Genomic DNA, 14,279 nt, shown 5'->3' on the forward strand with positions numbered 1-14,279 from the left:
GGTGGTGGATTTTCCGGCGCCGTTGGGGCCGAGGAAGCCGGTGACGCGACCGGGCTGGGCGGTGAAGGAGACGTTGTCGACGGCGGTGAAGCCGGCGTACCTCCGGGTCAGTGACTCAACAGTGATCATGGGGTCAACCCTGGCGATGCGCGACGATCAGCACATCAGGACAGGACCCCGGCCGTGCCCTCATCCGACCCCAGCCCAACCCTGAGCCCCACCGGCCGGACCCTGAGGGGTGGCATCGGTTCGAGAGCGCGCTCAGTCGACCGTGACCCTGCCCAAGACGTAGCCGTCACCCGTCCGCGACGCGAGCGCCAACGACATCGGCGCCAGGTAGCCGTCGGTCGAGGGCACGCTCAGGACCAGCGTGTAGCGCCCCGCCCTGAGCGCCGGGACGGTGACCCTCCCCGGGTGCGTGCGGGTGCCGGGCAGGACCCTGCGCAGGTCCACCGGCAACCGGGCATGGCCAGCGAGCGAGCCGTCTCGCCTGCGGAACTCGAGGCGCACCTGCCACGCGTCGTACGTCGGGGCAGAACCCAGGTTCTTCCAGACCGAGCGGACCTTGACGGTGCTCCGGGACTGCAGCGCGCGGGGCAGGGTGAGGCTGCGCAGCGCGTAGCGGTACCCGCTGTGCTTGACCGCGTCACGCCATCCCGCTGCCTCTCGGGGCGTCATGTCGGCGTATGCGACGTCGAGGTTGCCGCTGGAGATCTGCGACACGTGGAACTGCCGGACCTGCTGGGCGCCCAGGCTCGGGCTCGTCGTGCCGGTGCCGCACCACTCGCTGACGACCGGCGCCCGCTTCCACACCTGCTGGAGCAACGTGCTCGACGGGATCAGCGAGAACATGTCGCGCTCGCCGAGGCAGTCGGTGCGCAGACCGATGCGGTCGCTCAGGTCGAGTGCCGTATCCACGAACGTCGGGTCCATTGCATTCACCACGACGTGCTTCGTGCCGAACGCCTGCAGCACAGCAGCGATGACGCGACGGCTGCTGGCCCTGGTGATGGCGGCCCCGTCGCCGTTGGTGTGGCCCTCGCCCCAGCTGCCGTAGCCGCCGACGTCGACCCAACCCAGTCGGGGGTCGTCGCCGTAGCGGGCACCGAGGTCCGCCATCAGCTGTTCCCACCCGGCCAGGAACGCCTCGCTGTTCCAGTCCGGGATGTCGGTGCCGGGCTGAAGTGGGACGAACGGCGGAGTGACGGCCGGGAAGTCGTCGCGGTGGTGCATCCAGCAGCCGGGGCAGTACGCCATGACACGGAAGCCGAACCTGCCCCCACGCGCCTCGGCTGCGGCGAGGCCGGCATCGAACCAGGAGAAGTCGTAGGCGCCGTCGCTGGGCTGGATGCGACCCCAGTAGACCTGGTCGCGGTAGTAGACGTCAGGCGTGGCCCACCCGTCGGGGCCCTCGGCACCCAGCCAGGCGTAGAGACCTCGGAACGAGTTCGGGAGGTCGGGTGCCGACCACGGCAACGGCTTCGGTGTGAACGTCCTGTCGTCGCCGGCGGTTGCGGTCCCCGGAAGTGCCAGCACCGCGAGCAGCAGCGAGGCCAGGGTCAGGATGCGCATGCATGCACGCACGGGCGCGCGGGGGGCTGGTCGAGGCACGTGGGGACCTGTCACCGATTCGGCGTTGGGATTCCTGACGCTACGTCCGTCGCGGCCCTGAAGGAGGCAGTTCGCGAAAGTCAAGACCTAGTAGGTAAGGCTAACCTAACTCAATGCTAGGTTCGTCCACGTGCTCATCACCCATCGCCGTACGCCGCCCTCGCACCACCTCGCGCCCGCACCGCTCACCCGGACGATCCTGCTGCCCGTCGCGTTGACGACCGCCCTGCTGCTCTCCGGCTGCGCCCAGGACTCGGACCGTGATCCCACCTCGCACGACGCAGCCAGCCCGACCGCCATCGCGGTGGAGTCCTCTGAGGAGGCCTGCCGGCTGTCGGCGGCCGAGGCACGGGCCGGCACGCTCACGTTCAGCGTCGAGAACACCGGGGCCGACGTGACCGAGTTCTATCTCTTGGCCCCGGACGGCCTGCGCGTCGTCGGCGAGGTCGAGAACATCGGACCGGGCCTGACCCGGGACCTGACCGTGGTGGTCCCGGAGGGCGACTACGTCACGGCCTGCAAGCCCGGCATGGCCGGTGAAGGCATCCGCGCCGACTTCACCGCGACCAGGTCGAGCGAGGACGTCACGGTCACTGCCGGCGATGCCCGGCTGGTCGACCAGGCGCTGGTCAACTACGCGGCCTACGTCGAGGACCAGACCGATCAGCTCGTGGCCCGGACGAGGGAGTTCGTCGACCTCTACCGGTCCGGTGACGACGACGCGGCCCGCGCGCTCTACCCCGTGGCCCGCACGCACTGGGAGCGGATCGAGACCGTGGCCGAGTCGTTCGGCGACCTCGACCCGAAGATCGACGCCCGTGAGGCGGACCTCGCGCAGGGCGAGAAGTGGACTGGCTGGCACCTGATCGAGAAGGACCTCTGGCCCCAGCGCGCCGAGGACTACACCCCGCTCACTGCCCGCGAGCGCGGCACCTACGCCCGTGACCTCATGGCCAACACCGAGGAGCTCGCCACCCGCGTCCCCGGTCTCACCTACACCGTCGACCAGATCGCCAACGGCTCACGCGGCCTCCTCGACGAGGTCGCCACCGGCAAGGTCACCGGCGAGGAGGAGTACTGGTCGCGGACCGACCTCTACGACTTCCAGGCCAACGTCGACGGCGCACGCGTTGCGTTCGAGGGGGTGCAGCCGATCGTGGAGCAGCACGACCCGGAGCTCGCCGAGCAGATCGCGACCCGTTTCGAGGAGCTGCAGGTCCTGCTGGACGACACGCGTCAGGGTGACGGATTCGTGTCGTACGACGATTTGTCCGCAACCGAGGTCAAGCGCCTCTCCGACGCGGTCAACGCCTTGAGCGAGCCGCTCTCCAGGCTCGCGACGGCGGTGGTCTGAGGCGTGTCGGGACTCTCTCGTCGCGGCCTGCTCGGCAGCCTCGGTGCCGCGGGGGCAGGCGCGGCCGCCATCGGCTTCGGCACCGGGCGGGCGGTCCAGGACGGCGATCCCGCCTCCGCAGGACCGCCGCCGACCTTCGACCTGTACGGCGAACACCAGACCGGCATCGTCACGCCGGTGCAGGACCGGTTGCACCTGGCGAGCTTCGACGTCCTCACCGACGACCGAGAGGCCCTGGTCGGCCTGCTCCGGGCGTGGACTGCGGCGGCTGCGGAGATGATGGCCGGTCGACCTGCGGGGCCAGACACGTCGACGTACGACCGGCCACCCGACGACACGGGCGAGGCCGTCGGTCTGCCATCAAGCCGGCTCACCATCACGTTCGGCTTCGGTCGTTCGCTCTTCGACGACCGCTTCGGTCTTGCTGGCCGGCTCCCAGCAGGGCTCGTGGACCTGCCGCACTTCCCCGGCGACAACCTCGACCCGGCGCGCTCCGGCGGCGACCTCTGCGTGCAGGCGTGTGCCGACGACCCGCAGGTGGCAGTGCACGCCGTCCGCAATCTCGTCCGGATCGGCTTCGGCACGGTCGCCGTGCGGTGGTCGCAGCTCGGCTTCGGCAAGACCTCCAGCACGACGCGCGACGAGCAGACCCCCCGCAACCTGTTCGGCTTCAAGGACGGCACGATGAACCTCAAGGCTGACGAGCAGCCCGACCTCGACGAGCACGTGTGGGTCGACGACGGCTCGTGGCTGGCAGGCGGGTCCTACCTCGTCGCACGCCGCATCAACATGACCGTCGAGACCTGGGACCGGCAGACGCTCCAGGAGCAGGAGCACGTCATCGGTCGCACGAAGACCACCGGCGCTCCGCTGTCCGGTGGCAGGGAGCACGACGACCCGGACTTCGTGCTCGAGGGGAGTGACGGGCCGCTCGTCCATCCTGACTCGCACGTCGCGCTGGCCCATCCGAGCGCAAACGCCGGGGTGCGGTTGCTGCGGCGCGGCTACAACTTCGTCGACGGCTCCAACGCGCTCGGTCGCCTCGACGCCGGCCTGTTCTTCCTGGCCTACGTCACCGACCCTCGCAGTCACTACATCCCCATACAGACCTCGATCTCCGGCAACGACCTGATGCAGGAATACGTCCAGCACACCGGGTCCGCGCTCTTCGCGGTGCCCGGCGGCATCGCGCGTGGGGAGTATGTCGGTCAGCGGCTCTTCGCCTGAGCGGTGCATCATGGGTCCATGAGCAACGCAACGGCCCCGGGCTCCGGCCTGGACACGACCCGGCGACTCGGTGTCGAGCAGACCGGCATCGAGATCATCGACGAGCACGACCGGACGGCGCGCCCGCGCGACCTCTTCTGGCCGTGGTTCGCGGCCAACGTGAGCGTCTTCGGGCTCAGCTATGCCGCGTTCATCCTCTACTTCGGGATCTCCTTCTGGCAGGGCGTGCTCGTGACGGTGCTGGGCGTGGTGATCTCGTTCGCCCTGTGCGGCGTGGTTGCGATCGCCGGCAAGCGTGGCTCGGCACCGACGATGATCCTCAGTCGGGCCGCCTTCGGCGTACGCGGCCAGAGGGTGCCCGGCGTGATCTCCTGGCTGGTCTCGATCGGTTGGGAGACCTTCCTGGCCATCCTGGCCGTGCTGGCCACCGCGACGATCTTCACCAGGCTGGGATGGGGCGGTGGCACCGGCACCAAGGTCGTGGCCGCTGTCGTGGTGGCTGCGCTCATCGTCGCCGCCAGCGTCGCTGGCTACCACGTCATCATGAAGATGCAGTCCGTGCTGACCTGGGTCACCGGGATCGTCACCGTGCTCTACATGGCGCTCACCGTCGACGACATCAACTGGGCGGCCGTCCAGGACATCCCGGCCGGCTCCACGCAGGCCGTGATCGGCGCGTTCGTGATGGTGATGACCGGCTTCGGCATCGGCTGGATCAACATCGCGGCCGACTGGTCGCGCTACCAGAAGCGGACCGCGTCCGGCTCCTCGATCGTCGCCTGGAACACGTTCGGCGGGGCCGTGGCCCCCGTCATCCTGGTGGTCTTCGGCCTTGCGTTGGCCGGCTCGTCGCCCGAGCTGCTCGCCGGTGTCGAGCTCGACCCGATCGGCACGCTCGCCACGTTGTTGCCCACCTGGGCGCTCGTGCCGTTCCTGCTCGCGGCCATCCTGTCGCTCGTCAGCGGCGCCGTGCTCGGCATCTACTCCTCGGGACTGACGTTGCTCTCGCTCGGTGTGAAGCTGAAGCGCCCCCAGGCCGCGGGCGTCGACGGCGTGCTGCTGACTCTCGGCACGATCTACGTCGTGTTCTTCGCCGAGAGCTTCATCGCCCCGTTCCAGAGCTTCCTGATCACCTTGGGCGTCCCGCTGGCCGCGTGGGCCGGGATCGTGATCGCCGATCTGGTGCTGCGCAAGCGTGACTACGACGACGAGGCGCTCTTCGATGCGAATGGTCGGTACGGCGCCTTCGACTGGATCGCCCTGGGCACCTTCGTCGGCGCCTCGGCCGTCGGCTGGGGACTCGTCATCAACTTCTTTTCCGACGACGCGTCGTGGAACAACTGGCAGGGCTACCTCCTCGGGCCGCTCGGCCTCGGCGGCAAGGAGGGAGCGTGGGCGTTCGCCAACCTCGGCGTTCTCGCCGCGCTCGTGCTCGGGTTCGTCGTCACCGTGATCGCTCGCCGCTCCACGGTGGCTCGACAGGAAGTGGCCTGATCTTCGGCGTGGCAAGGTGGCGTGCATGAGCACCCTTGCCATCGTCGGAGGAAACGGCCAGATCGCCCGCCTGCTGCACCCCCTGCTGGTGGCGCGCGGACACACCCCGGTGGCGCTCGTGCGGTCGGAGTCCTACCGCAACCGGCTCGAGGCGACGGGGGCCGCCGTCCGGCTCCTCGACATCGAGCACAGCACGGCCGGCGACTTCGCGGGCGTCTTCGAGGACACAGACACGGTGATATTCCTGGCCGGCGGCGGCCCGGACGGTGACATCGAGCGCAAGCGCACCGTCGACCTGGAGGGCTCGCTGAAGTCGATCGAGGCGGCCCGTGAGACAGGCATCCGTCGCTTCGTCCAGGTCTCGGCCATCAACGTCGACGAGCCGGTCCCCGACTCCGCCAGCCCGGTCTGGCGGGCGTACGTCGAGGCGAAGCGCGACGCCGACGCGGCCCTGCGCGACAGTGGGCTCGACTGGACGATCATCCGACCCGGACTGCTGACCGACGACCCGGGCACCGGACTGGTGGAGCTGGGCCAGGACGTCTCCCGGGCCGAGGTGCCGCGGGCTGACGTTGCTGCTGTCATCGCAGAGGTCGTCGATTCGGGCGCCGGGATCGGGGCGCAGTGGGACCTCGTCTCCGGCGACACCTCCGTCGCCGACGCTGTCGCGGGCAGCTGAGCCCGGGGGAGCGGGAACAACCTCTCGGCGGTCGCCGTTGCGGCCTACATGCGCATCGACATCTGGTCCGACGTGGTCTGTCCCTGGTGCTACATCGGCAAGCGCCGCCTCGAGGCGGCGCTCGGCACCTTCGAGCACGCTGACGACGTCGAGGTCGTCTGGCACTCCTTCCAGCTCGACCCGGGAGCCCCGACCCAGCCAACCGAGTCCACCAGCGTGATGCTGGCGCGGAAGTACGGCCGGAGCGCGGAAGGCGCGAGGGAGATGCAGGACCAGGTGACTTCAGTGGCGGCTGACGACGGGTTGGCGTTCCGGCTCTCCGAGACCCTCCACGTCAACACCCTCGACGCCCACCGGTTGATCCACCTCGCGCTCCACCGGGGCGGTCGGGAGCTGCAGGGCGCGGTGAAGGAGGCGCTGCTGTCGGCATACTTCCTCGAAGCCCGCAACGTCGCCGACCACGACGTGCTCCGTGAGGTGGCGACCTCCGCCGGCCTCGACGGTGCCGAGGTCGACCGGGTGCTGGCGAGCGACGAGCACGCCGACGACGTGGTGGCCGACATCGAGCGGGCTCGTTCCCTCGGTGCCAACGGCGTGCCGTTCTTCGTGATCGACAACGCGTTCGGCGTCTCGGGTGCCCAGCCGGCCGACGTGTTCAGCCAAGTCCTGAAGCAGGCCTGGCAGCAGTCGCACCCGGCGCTGCAGCTGGTCGGCGACGGCGATGCCTGCGGACCGGACGGGTGCCCCGTCTGAGCCAGCACCTTGTACGCTGGGCCGAGCACAGCGTCGTGCAGACCTCGATCACCCGACATCGAAGGAACCCGCTGTGAGCAAGCCTGTCGTCCTCATCGCCGAAGAGCTGAGCCCCGCCACCGTCGAGGCCCTCGGCCCCGACTTCGAGATCCGCACCTGCGACGGTGCCGACCGTGCCGAGCTGCTGTCGGCCATCACCGACGTCGATGCCATCCTCGTGCGCTCGGCCACCAAGGTCGACGCCGAGGCACTCGCTGCCGCCAAGAGGCTCAAGGTCGTGGCCCGCGCGGGTGTCGGTCTCGACAACGTCGACGTCAAGGCAGCCACCCAGGCCGGGGTCATGGTCGTCAACGCCCCGACGTCCAACATCGTCTCCGCTGCCGAGCTGGCCGTCGCACTGATGCTCGCTGCCGCGCGACACGTCAGCCCCGCTCACGCCGCGCTCAAGGGCGGGGAGTGGAAGCGCTCGAAGTACACCGGCATCGAGCTCTACGAGAAGACCGTCGGCATCGTCGGTCTGGGCCGCATCGGCGTGCTCGTGGCGCAGCGGTTGAGCGCCTTCGGGATGAAGGTCATCGCCTACGACCCCTACGTGCAGGCCGGCCGCGCCGCCCAGATGGGCGTGCGCCTGGTCGACCTCGACACCTTGCTCGCCGAGGCCGACTTCATGAGCGTGCACCTGCCCAAGACCCCCGAGACCGTGGGGCTGATCGGCGCCGAGCAGCTCACCAAGGCCAAGAACTCCCTCGTGCTCGTCAACGCCGCCCGCGGCGGCATCGTCGACGAGGCAGCGCTCTACGACGCACTCAAGACCGGCCAGATCGCGGCCGCCGGGATCGACGTCTTCGCCAAGGAGCCGTGCACCGACAGCCCGCTCTTCGAGCTCGAGAACGTCGTCGCCACGCCGCACCTCGGGGCCTCCACCGACGAGGCCCAGGAGAAGGCCGGCATCGCAGTTGCGAAGTCGGTGCGCCTCGCACTCGACGGTGAGCTCGTCCCGGACGCGGTCAACGTCCAGGGCGGCGTCATCGCCGAGGACGTCCGTCCCGGCATCCCGCTCACCGAGAAGCTCGGTCGCGTCTTCACCGCCCTCGCCGGCGAGGTCGCCCAGCAGCTCGACGTCGAGGTCCGCGGTGAGATCACCGAGTTCGACGTCAAGGTGCTCGAGCTGGCGGCGCTCAAGGGCGTCTTCTCCGACGTCGTCGAGGACCAGGTCTCCTACGTCAACGCGCCTCTCCTCGCGGCCGAGCGCGGCACCGCGGTGCGCCTGGTGACCGACTCGGAGAGCCCCGACCACCGCAACCTGATCACCATCCGCGGCACCTTGGCGGACGGCTCGCAGGTCTCGGTCAGCGGCACGCTCGTGGGCATCGGCCAGAAGGAGCGGCTGGTCGAGGTCAACGGCTTCGAGATCGACATCGAGCCCACCGACCACCTGGCGTTCTTCACCTACGCGGACCGACCCGGCATGGTCGGCACCGTCGGAAACATCCTCGGCGACGCCGGCGTCAACATCGCCGGCATGCAGGTCTCGCGTCAGGACAAGGGCGGCGAGGCCCTCGTGGCGCTCTCGGTCGACTCCGCCATCCCGGGCGAGACGCTGGCCGAGATCGAGGCGGCCATCGACGCCGTCTCGGTGCGGGCCGCCGACCTCGTCTGAGGCCGGTGGGCGCTGGCCGGCGCTCGCTCAGGCAACGGTGAGGCGGTCGGGGAGCTCCCCGACCGCCGCACCCGACCTCGACGACTGGGCCGCCACCTGTGCCCACGCCTGGGCGAGTCGGCTGACAGCCTGCTCGAGCTCGTCGACCGGTCGTGTCCACGGCAGCCGGACGAACTGCTCGAGGCCGCCTTCGACGGCGAACACGCGTCCGGCCGCGACCACGACGCCGAGCCGCTGCGCCTCGACCACCAACGCGCTGGCGCGGGGGGCGGGGAGCTGGCACCACACCGCCAACCCACCCGTGGGCCGATGGAACGTCCAGTCGGGCAGCTGGGTGTCCAGGGCGTCGAGCAGCACGTCGCGCTGTCGACGCAGGCGCTCCCGGTTGGCTGCCCACACCGCGTGCCGGTCCTCGATCAGGTGCACCAGGGCGAGCTGCTCGAGCAGCGGCGCACCGAGGTCCAGGCTCATCCTCGCCTGGAGCAGCGCCGGCATCATCGGCTCCGGCACCCGGAGCCAGCCGAGGCGCAGTCCGCCCCAGAACTGCTTGCTGGCACTCCCGATGGTGATCGCGGCGGGGGAGTGGGCTGCGAACGGCGCCGGCATGTCCTGCCCGTCGAGGGCCAGGGCCGCGTGGGCCTCGTCCACCACCGGCGTCACCCGGGCGGCTCTCAGGGCGGCCGCGTATTCGGCGCGCTGCTCATCACCCATCACCAGCCCGGTGGGGTTCTGGAAGTCCGGGATCAGGTAGGCGAGCCGGGGCGCCGCCTGGCGCACGATGGCAGCCGTGGCGGCCAGGTCCCAGCCGTCGGGGTCCACCGGCGCCGGGACCAACCGGGCGCTGCGGTGCCCCAGGGCCTGGGTGGCGTTGGGATAGACCGGGTCCTCGACGACCACGCGGTCGCCCGGTGCGGTCAGGGCCTGGGCCAGCACGGCCGCACCCGCCAGGGCGCCGCTGGTCACCATGATCTGCTCAGGGGTCGTCGGGAGACCTCGTTCGGCATAGGTCTCGGCCAGGACCTCCCGCAGCCGGGTCAGCCCGGCGGGGTAGTAGCCATGACTGGAGAGGTACGGCGGCAGGTCGGCCAGGGCCGCGAGGTAGGCCGCCGACACGCCGGCGGGCGCGCTCGGCGCCGCGCAGTTGAGGTCGATGACGTCCGGGTCCTGCGACCACGGGGCGAAGATGCGATCCGTGACGGACTGTGCGCGCAGCGGCAGCCGGGTCACGGTGCCGGAGCCGCGGCGCGACTCGGCGTACTCCCCATCACGCAGCTCGGCGTAGGCGCGGGTGACCGTCGTGCGACTGACGCCGAGAGCGGCGGTGAGCTCGCGCTCGCTGGGCAGCCGGGTGGCCGCCGGGATCCGTCCCTCACCGATGAGCAGACGGAGGTGCTCGGCCAGGTCGATGTAGAGCGGGCGCTCGGCGCCACTCAGCGGGCCGACCAGGGTGGCCACTCGTTTGGCCGTGATGGTTCGCGTCATGCAGTCCACTCTTGCACGATTGGCTATCGAGCAGAAGGCCAATTGCTGTCAGACTTCTGACATGAGCTCAACCGCCCCCGCCCTCCCCTCCGCCCCCCGAGTCCTCGTCGACCTCGGCCCCGTTGCGCAGCTGCAGGCCGGCCAGCTGGGTCGCCGGATCCCCCAGCTGCTCATCGGTCTCGTTCTGTACGGCGCCTCGCTGGCCATGATGGTCCGCGGGACGCTCGGGCTGGCGCCGTGGGACGTCCTGCACTCCGGCTTCATCCGGCACGTGCCGATCACCCTGGGCCAGGCGGTGGTGCTGCTCAGCTTCGTGGTGCTCCTGCTCTGGATCCCGCTGCGCGAGAAGCCGGGCATCGGTACGATCGCCAACGCGATCATCGTGGGCCTGGCGGCGGATGCAGCCCTGGCCGTGCTGGCCGAGCCGGACGCACTGTGGATGCGGCTGGTCCTGCTCGTCGCCGGTGTGGTGCTCAACGCCCTGGCGACTGCGCTCTACATCGGGTCGCAGTTCGGTCGCGGGCCGCGCGACGGCCTGATGACAGGTCTGTCGCGCCGGACCGGCTTGTCCCTTCGCCTGGTGCGCACGGCTCTGGAGGTGTCGGTGGTCCTGATCGGACTGCTGCTCGGCGGCGTCCTCGGGCTGGGCACCGTCCTCTACGCCCTCGCGATCGGGCCGCTGGCGCAGCTGATGCTGCCGTGGTGCACGGTCGACGTCAGCGACGCGTCGCCACGACCGCTGACGCGTCGGGGGCGATCATGACCTCGACGGCCGTGAACCGCTCGTCGGTGAGCCACTCCTCGCGCAAGGTGTCCACGCGGCCGTAGGAGATCGGCGGCCACATCTCGCAGGGGGTGAAGTCGTCGAGCACCACGATCCCGCCTGGCTCCAGGAGGTCGACGACGGCGTCGACGCGGACCGACTCGGGGTCGCCGGAGTCGAGGAAGAGCAGTGAGTAGGGTCCGCGGTCGTGAAGGGTGGACCAGTCGGCCTCGAGCACCTCGACGCTCTCGTCGTCCTCGAAGATCTCGGCGGCTGCCGTCGCCAGCCGCGGGTTGAGCTCGGCCGTGACGATCTTGGCGCCGTTGCGGACACCGCTGCGCAGCCAGGCGGTGCCGACCCCGCAGCCGGTGCCGAACTCGGCGAGCGTGCCACTGCGGGTCGCGGCGAGCGCGGCGAGCAGTCGCCCGGTCTCGTTGCGACAGAAGGAGACGTACCCCGCCTTGCGGGAGACGTCGAAGGCGCGGTAGACGATGTCGGGGAGAACTGGCGGGGCACTCATGAGGGGGTGAGTCTTTCATGACAAGACGCGTGTCTCGCATCGTGAACACGAACGCCAATGCGACTGCGAGCGACCCGGGCCCGTCGTAGGCTGTCTCCACCATGCGCAGCGTCTACGTACTTATTGACCGCCGCGGCGAGGCCTAACAGACAAGGCCCACTCGTCGCGGTGTTCGGCGTGGACGTGGCCTTGTCAGCAGTGGTGGTTCACACCCTGCCGTGCCACCCCTGACGTGCCTCTGTTCGACCGGCCTCGTCAACGCCTCGCGGCGGATCTCGCTCCGACCCACCTCGCGCGATCCGCAGGCCATCGGCCCGACCTCGCTCGTGTGATCCATGAGCGGGGTCGAGCGACACCCGCCGCGCGGCGTACGGACATCTCATCACTCGACCCATCTCTCATTGGAGACTCCCGTGTACGACCTCTATCCCGACTGGGGACCCGCCAAGCACCGCCCCGACAACCCGCGCAGCAGCGATGCGACGATGACCGCGGTCCAGGAGTCGCTTGACCTGCGAGACAACGGCGGGCAGCGCCCCGACGACAACTAGGTTCGTCGCCATGACATCCGCACCAGACCTCGCCAGCAGCGCCGGCACCGTCCAGCTCGCCGTCATCCCGGGCGACGGCATCGGCCGGGAGGTCACCCCCGAGGCCCTCAAGGTGCTGGAGGCGGTCGACGCCCCGGTCAAGTTCGAGCAGACCCACTACGTGCTCGGCGCGGAGAACTACCTCGCGACCGGGGACGTCCTTCCCACCTCCGTGCTCGCCGAGATCCGGCAGCACGACGCGATCCTGCTCGGCGCGGTCGGCGGCAAGCCCAACGACCCCGACCTGCCCCCCGGCATCCTCGAGCGCGGACTGCTCCTGAAGCTCCGCTTCGAGCTCGACCACTACGTCAACCTGCGCCCGAGCCGGCTCTTCCCCGGAACGCCGTCCCCCCTGGCCGACCCTGGCGACGTCGACTTCGTGGTCGTACGCGAGGGCACCGAAGGCCCCTACACGGGCAACGGTGGATCGCTGCGCGTCGGCACACCGGCCGAGGTGGCGACCGAGGTGTCGGTCAACACCGCGTTCGGCGTGGAGCGCGTGATCCGCGACGCCTTCGCGCGTGCCGAGCGTCGCCCGCGCAAGCACCTGACCCTGGTCCACAAGACCAATGTCCTGGTGCACGCGGGCTCGGTGTGGTGGCGTCTGTTCGAGCAGGTCGCTGCGGAGCACCCCAGCGTGACGACCGACTACATGCACGTCGATGCGGCGATGATCCACCTGACGACCAACCCGTCGCGGTTCGACGTGATCGTCACCGACAACCTCTTCGGCGACATCATCACCGACCTTGCCGCCGCCATCACCGGCGGCATCGGGCTCGCAGCGAGCGGAAACATCAACCCCGATCGCACGGCGCCGTCGATGTTCGAGCCGGTGCACGGCTCGGCGCCCGACATCGCCGGGCAGCAGCTGGCCGACCCCACTGCGGCGATCCTGTCGGTCTCCCTGCTGCTCGACCATCTCGGTCACCGCGAGGCCTCGGCCGCCGTGGAGGCAGCCGTGCTGGCGGACCTGGCTGCTCGCGAGCCCGGCACGACGCGGCGGACCTCCGAGGTCGGCGACGCGATCGCTGCCCGCCTCAACCGTTAGCCTGACGCCATGGACATCAGCACCACCGCCAACCCGCACCCGGTCGACGACGCCCGGCTGGCCGAGATCCTGGCGAGCCCCGGATTCGGCATCCACTTCACCGATCACATGGTGACGATCGAGTGGACGCCGGACCGCGGGTGGCACGACGCCCGCGTGACGCCGTACGGCCCGTTGACCCTCGACCCCGCGACGGCCGTCCTGCACTACGCGCAGGAGACGTTCGAGGGGATGAAGGCCTACCGCCACCCCGACGGCTCCGTGCACCTGTTCCGGCCGGAGGAGAACGGCAGGCGGATGATCCGGTCCTCGCAGCGCCTCGCCCTTCCCGAGCTGCCGGTCGAGGACTTCGTCGCTGCCGTCGAGGCGCTCGTCAAGGTGGACGAGCGCTGGGTGGCGGACAACGCGGACGGTGGGGGAGAGAAGAGCCTCTACCTGCGACCCTTCATGTTCGCCAGTGAGACCTTCCTCGGGGTGCGCCCGGCCCAGCACGTCACGTTCATGGTGATCGCGTCCCCTGCAGGGGCCTACTTCAAGGGCGGGGTCAAGCCGGTCACCCTGTGGCTGACCGAGGACTACACCCGTGCCGGTCGCGGCGGCATGGGCGCGGCGAAGACCGGCGGCAACTACGCCAGCTCCCTCGTGGCCCAGCAGGAGGCCACCGCCCACGGGTGCGACCAGGTTGTCTTCCTCGACTCCCAGGAGGGGACCTACGTCGAGGAGCTCGGCGGCATGAACATGTATTACGTCTTCGACGACGCCCGCATCGTCACCCCGGCGACCGGGACGATCCTCGAAGGCATCACCCGCGCCTCGATCATGGAGCTTGCCGGGAAGCTCGGCCACCAGGTGGAAGAGCGGAAGTTCTCGATCGACGAGTGGCGCGACGGCGTGCGCAGCGGGGCGATCACCGAGATCTTCGCGTGCGGGACGGCCGCGGTCGTGACGCCCGTCGGCTCGTTGAAGTGGGCCGGCGGCGAGGTGCCGGCACCGGCCTCCACCGAGCTGACGATGAGGATCCGGCAGGCGCTCGTCGACGTCCAGTTCGGCCGGGCGGACGACACCTTCGGCTGGATGCACCCGGTCGGCTGACGA

Annotated in this window: 14 protein-coding genes; 10 read left to right on the forward strand and 4 right to left on the reverse strand. The window is 70.0% G+C overall.

Annotated elements, in window-relative coordinates; translation table 11 throughout:
* The coding region (locus tag VNJ48_RS04635; protein ID WP_325600189.1) for an ATP-binding cassette domain-containing protein at positions 1 to 129 on the reverse strand (129 nt) is incomplete at its 3' end.
* 132 nt (positions 130 to 261) lie between these two features.
* On the reverse strand, positions 262 to 1,572 hold the full coding sequence (locus tag VNJ48_RS04640) for a DUF4832 domain-containing protein (protein ID WP_325599586.1): 1,311 nt from the start codon (positions 1,570 to 1,572) through the stop codon (positions 262 to 264).
* Between the two features lie 169 nt (positions 1,573 to 1,741).
* On the opposite strand from VNJ48_RS04640, the gene efeO reads away from it, so the two are divergent.
* The 6 genes from efeO (at position 1,742) to serA (ending at position 8,778) form a co-directional block, all read left to right on the forward strand.
* A complete protein-coding gene (efeO, locus tag VNJ48_RS04645; protein WP_325599588.1) occupies positions 1,742 to 2,965 on the forward strand; it encodes an iron uptake system protein EfeO in 1,224 nt (407 codons plus the stop codon).
* A 3-nt stretch (positions 2,966 to 2,968) separates the two neighbouring features.
* Entirely contained in the window at positions 2,969 to 4,192 is a 1,224-nt protein-coding gene (efeB, locus tag VNJ48_RS04650; protein WP_325599590.1) for an iron uptake transporter deferrochelatase/peroxidase subunit, read from the forward strand.
* 18 nt (positions 4,193 to 4,210) lie between these two features.
* Entirely contained in the window at positions 4,211 to 5,686 is a 1,476-nt protein-coding gene (locus VNJ48_RS04655; RefSeq protein WP_325599592.1) for a purine-cytosine permease family protein, read from the forward strand.
* Between the two features lie 25 nt (positions 5,687 to 5,711).
* Positions 5,712 to 6,365: an SDR family oxidoreductase gene (locus VNJ48_RS04660; protein WP_325599594.1), complete on the forward strand. Its 654-nt coding sequence runs from the start codon at positions 5,712 to 5,714 to the stop codon at positions 6,363 to 6,365.
* Between the two features lie 48 nt (positions 6,366 to 6,413).
* Positions 6,414 to 7,118, forward strand: coding sequence for a DsbA family oxidoreductase (locus VNJ48_RS04665; RefSeq protein WP_325599596.1), 705 nt, complete (start codon positions 6,414 to 6,416; stop codon positions 7,116 to 7,118).
* 73 nt (positions 7,119 to 7,191) lie between these two features.
* On the forward strand, positions 7,192 to 8,778 hold the full coding sequence (gene serA, locus VNJ48_RS04670; protein WP_325599598.1) for a phosphoglycerate dehydrogenase: 1,587 nt from the start codon (positions 7,192 to 7,194) through the stop codon (positions 8,776 to 8,778).
* Between the two features lie 27 nt (positions 8,779 to 8,805).
* Here the strand turns inward: serA and VNJ48_RS04675 are convergent, their stop codons facing one another.
* A complete protein-coding gene (locus tag VNJ48_RS04675; protein WP_325599600.1) occupies positions 8,806 to 10,260 on the reverse strand; it encodes a PLP-dependent aminotransferase family protein in 1,455 nt (484 codons plus the stop codon).
* Positions 10,261 to 10,321: 61 nt separating this feature from the next.
* Here VNJ48_RS04675 and VNJ48_RS04680 point away from each other — a divergent pair, with 61 nt between their 5' ends.
* Positions 10,322 to 11,023: a hypothetical protein gene (locus VNJ48_RS04680; protein WP_325599602.1), complete on the forward strand. Its 702-nt coding sequence runs from the start codon at positions 10,322 to 10,324 to the stop codon at positions 11,021 to 11,023.
* Here the strand turns inward: VNJ48_RS04680 and VNJ48_RS04685 are convergent.
* Positions 10,977 to 11,543 carry an O-methyltransferase gene (locus tag VNJ48_RS04685; protein ID WP_325599604.1) on the reverse strand — a complete coding sequence of 189 codons (567 nt, stop codon included), beginning with the start codon at positions 11,541 to 11,543 and terminating at the stop codon, positions 10,977 to 10,979. The two genes, VNJ48_RS04680 and VNJ48_RS04685, sit on opposite strands and share 47 nt — an antisense overlap.
* A 401-nt stretch (positions 11,544 to 11,944) precedes the next feature.
* On the opposite strand from VNJ48_RS04685, the gene VNJ48_RS04690 reads away from it, so the two are divergent.
* Genes VNJ48_RS04690 through VNJ48_RS04700 form a run of 3 tightly spaced genes read left to right on the forward strand, consistent with a single transcriptional unit; the run spans position 11,945 to position 14,276 of the window.
* Entirely contained in the window at positions 11,945 to 12,094 is a 150-nt protein-coding gene (locus VNJ48_RS04690; RefSeq protein WP_325599606.1) for a hypothetical protein, read from the forward strand.
* 10 nt (positions 12,095 to 12,104) lie between these two features.
* Positions 12,105 to 13,184: a 3-isopropylmalate dehydrogenase gene (locus VNJ48_RS04695; RefSeq protein WP_325599608.1), complete on the forward strand. Its 1,080-nt coding sequence runs from the start codon at positions 12,105 to 12,107 to the stop codon at positions 13,182 to 13,184.
* Positions 13,185 to 13,193: 9 nt separating this feature from the next.
* Entirely contained in the window at positions 13,194 to 14,276 is a 1,083-nt protein-coding gene (locus VNJ48_RS04700; protein WP_325599610.1) for a branched-chain amino acid aminotransferase, read from the forward strand.
* Positions 14,277 to 14,279: the final 3 nt, after the last annotated feature.

The organism is Nocardioides sp. (assembly GCF_035576065.1).
Lineage (GTDB): Bacteria > Actinomycetota > Actinomycetes > Propionibacteriales > Nocardioidaceae > Nocardioides.

What these genes read in the sequence shown, in the direction of transcription:
- VNJ48_RS04640 (WP_325599586.1), bottom strand. Translation starts at nt 1,572, where the DNA reads ATGCGCATCCTGACCCTGGCCTCGCTGCTGCTCGCGGTGCTGGCACTT.
- VNJ48_RS04655 (WP_325599592.1), top strand. Translation starts at nt 4,211, where the DNA reads ATGAGCAACGCAACGGCCCCGGGCTCCGGCCTGGACACGACCCGGCGA.
- VNJ48_RS04660 (WP_325599594.1), top strand. Translation starts at nt 5,712, where the DNA reads ATGAGCACCCTTGCCATCGTCGGAGGAAACGGCCAGATCGCCCGCCTG.
- VNJ48_RS04665 (WP_325599596.1), top strand. Translation starts at nt 6,414, where the DNA reads ATGCGCATCGACATCTGGTCCGACGTGGTCTGTCCCTGGTGCTACATC.
- VNJ48_RS04675 (WP_325599600.1), bottom strand. Translation starts at nt 10,260, where the DNA reads ATGACGCGAACCATCACGGCCAAACGAGTGGCCACCCTGGTCGGCCCG.
- VNJ48_RS04680 (WP_325599602.1), top strand. Translation starts at nt 10,322, where the DNA reads ATGAGCTCAACCGCCCCCGCCCTCCCCTCCGCCCCCCGAGTCCTCGTC.
- VNJ48_RS04685 (WP_325599604.1), bottom strand. Translation starts at nt 11,543, where the DNA reads ATGAGTGCCCCGCCAGTTCTCCCCGACATCGTCTACCGCGCCTTCGAC.
- VNJ48_RS04695 (WP_325599608.1), top strand. Translation starts at nt 12,105, where the DNA reads ATGACATCCGCACCAGACCTCGCCAGCAGCGCCGGCACCGTCCAGCTC.
- VNJ48_RS04700 (WP_325599610.1), top strand. Translation starts at nt 13,194, where the DNA reads ATGGACATCAGCACCACCGCCAACCCGCACCCGGTCGACGACGCCCGG.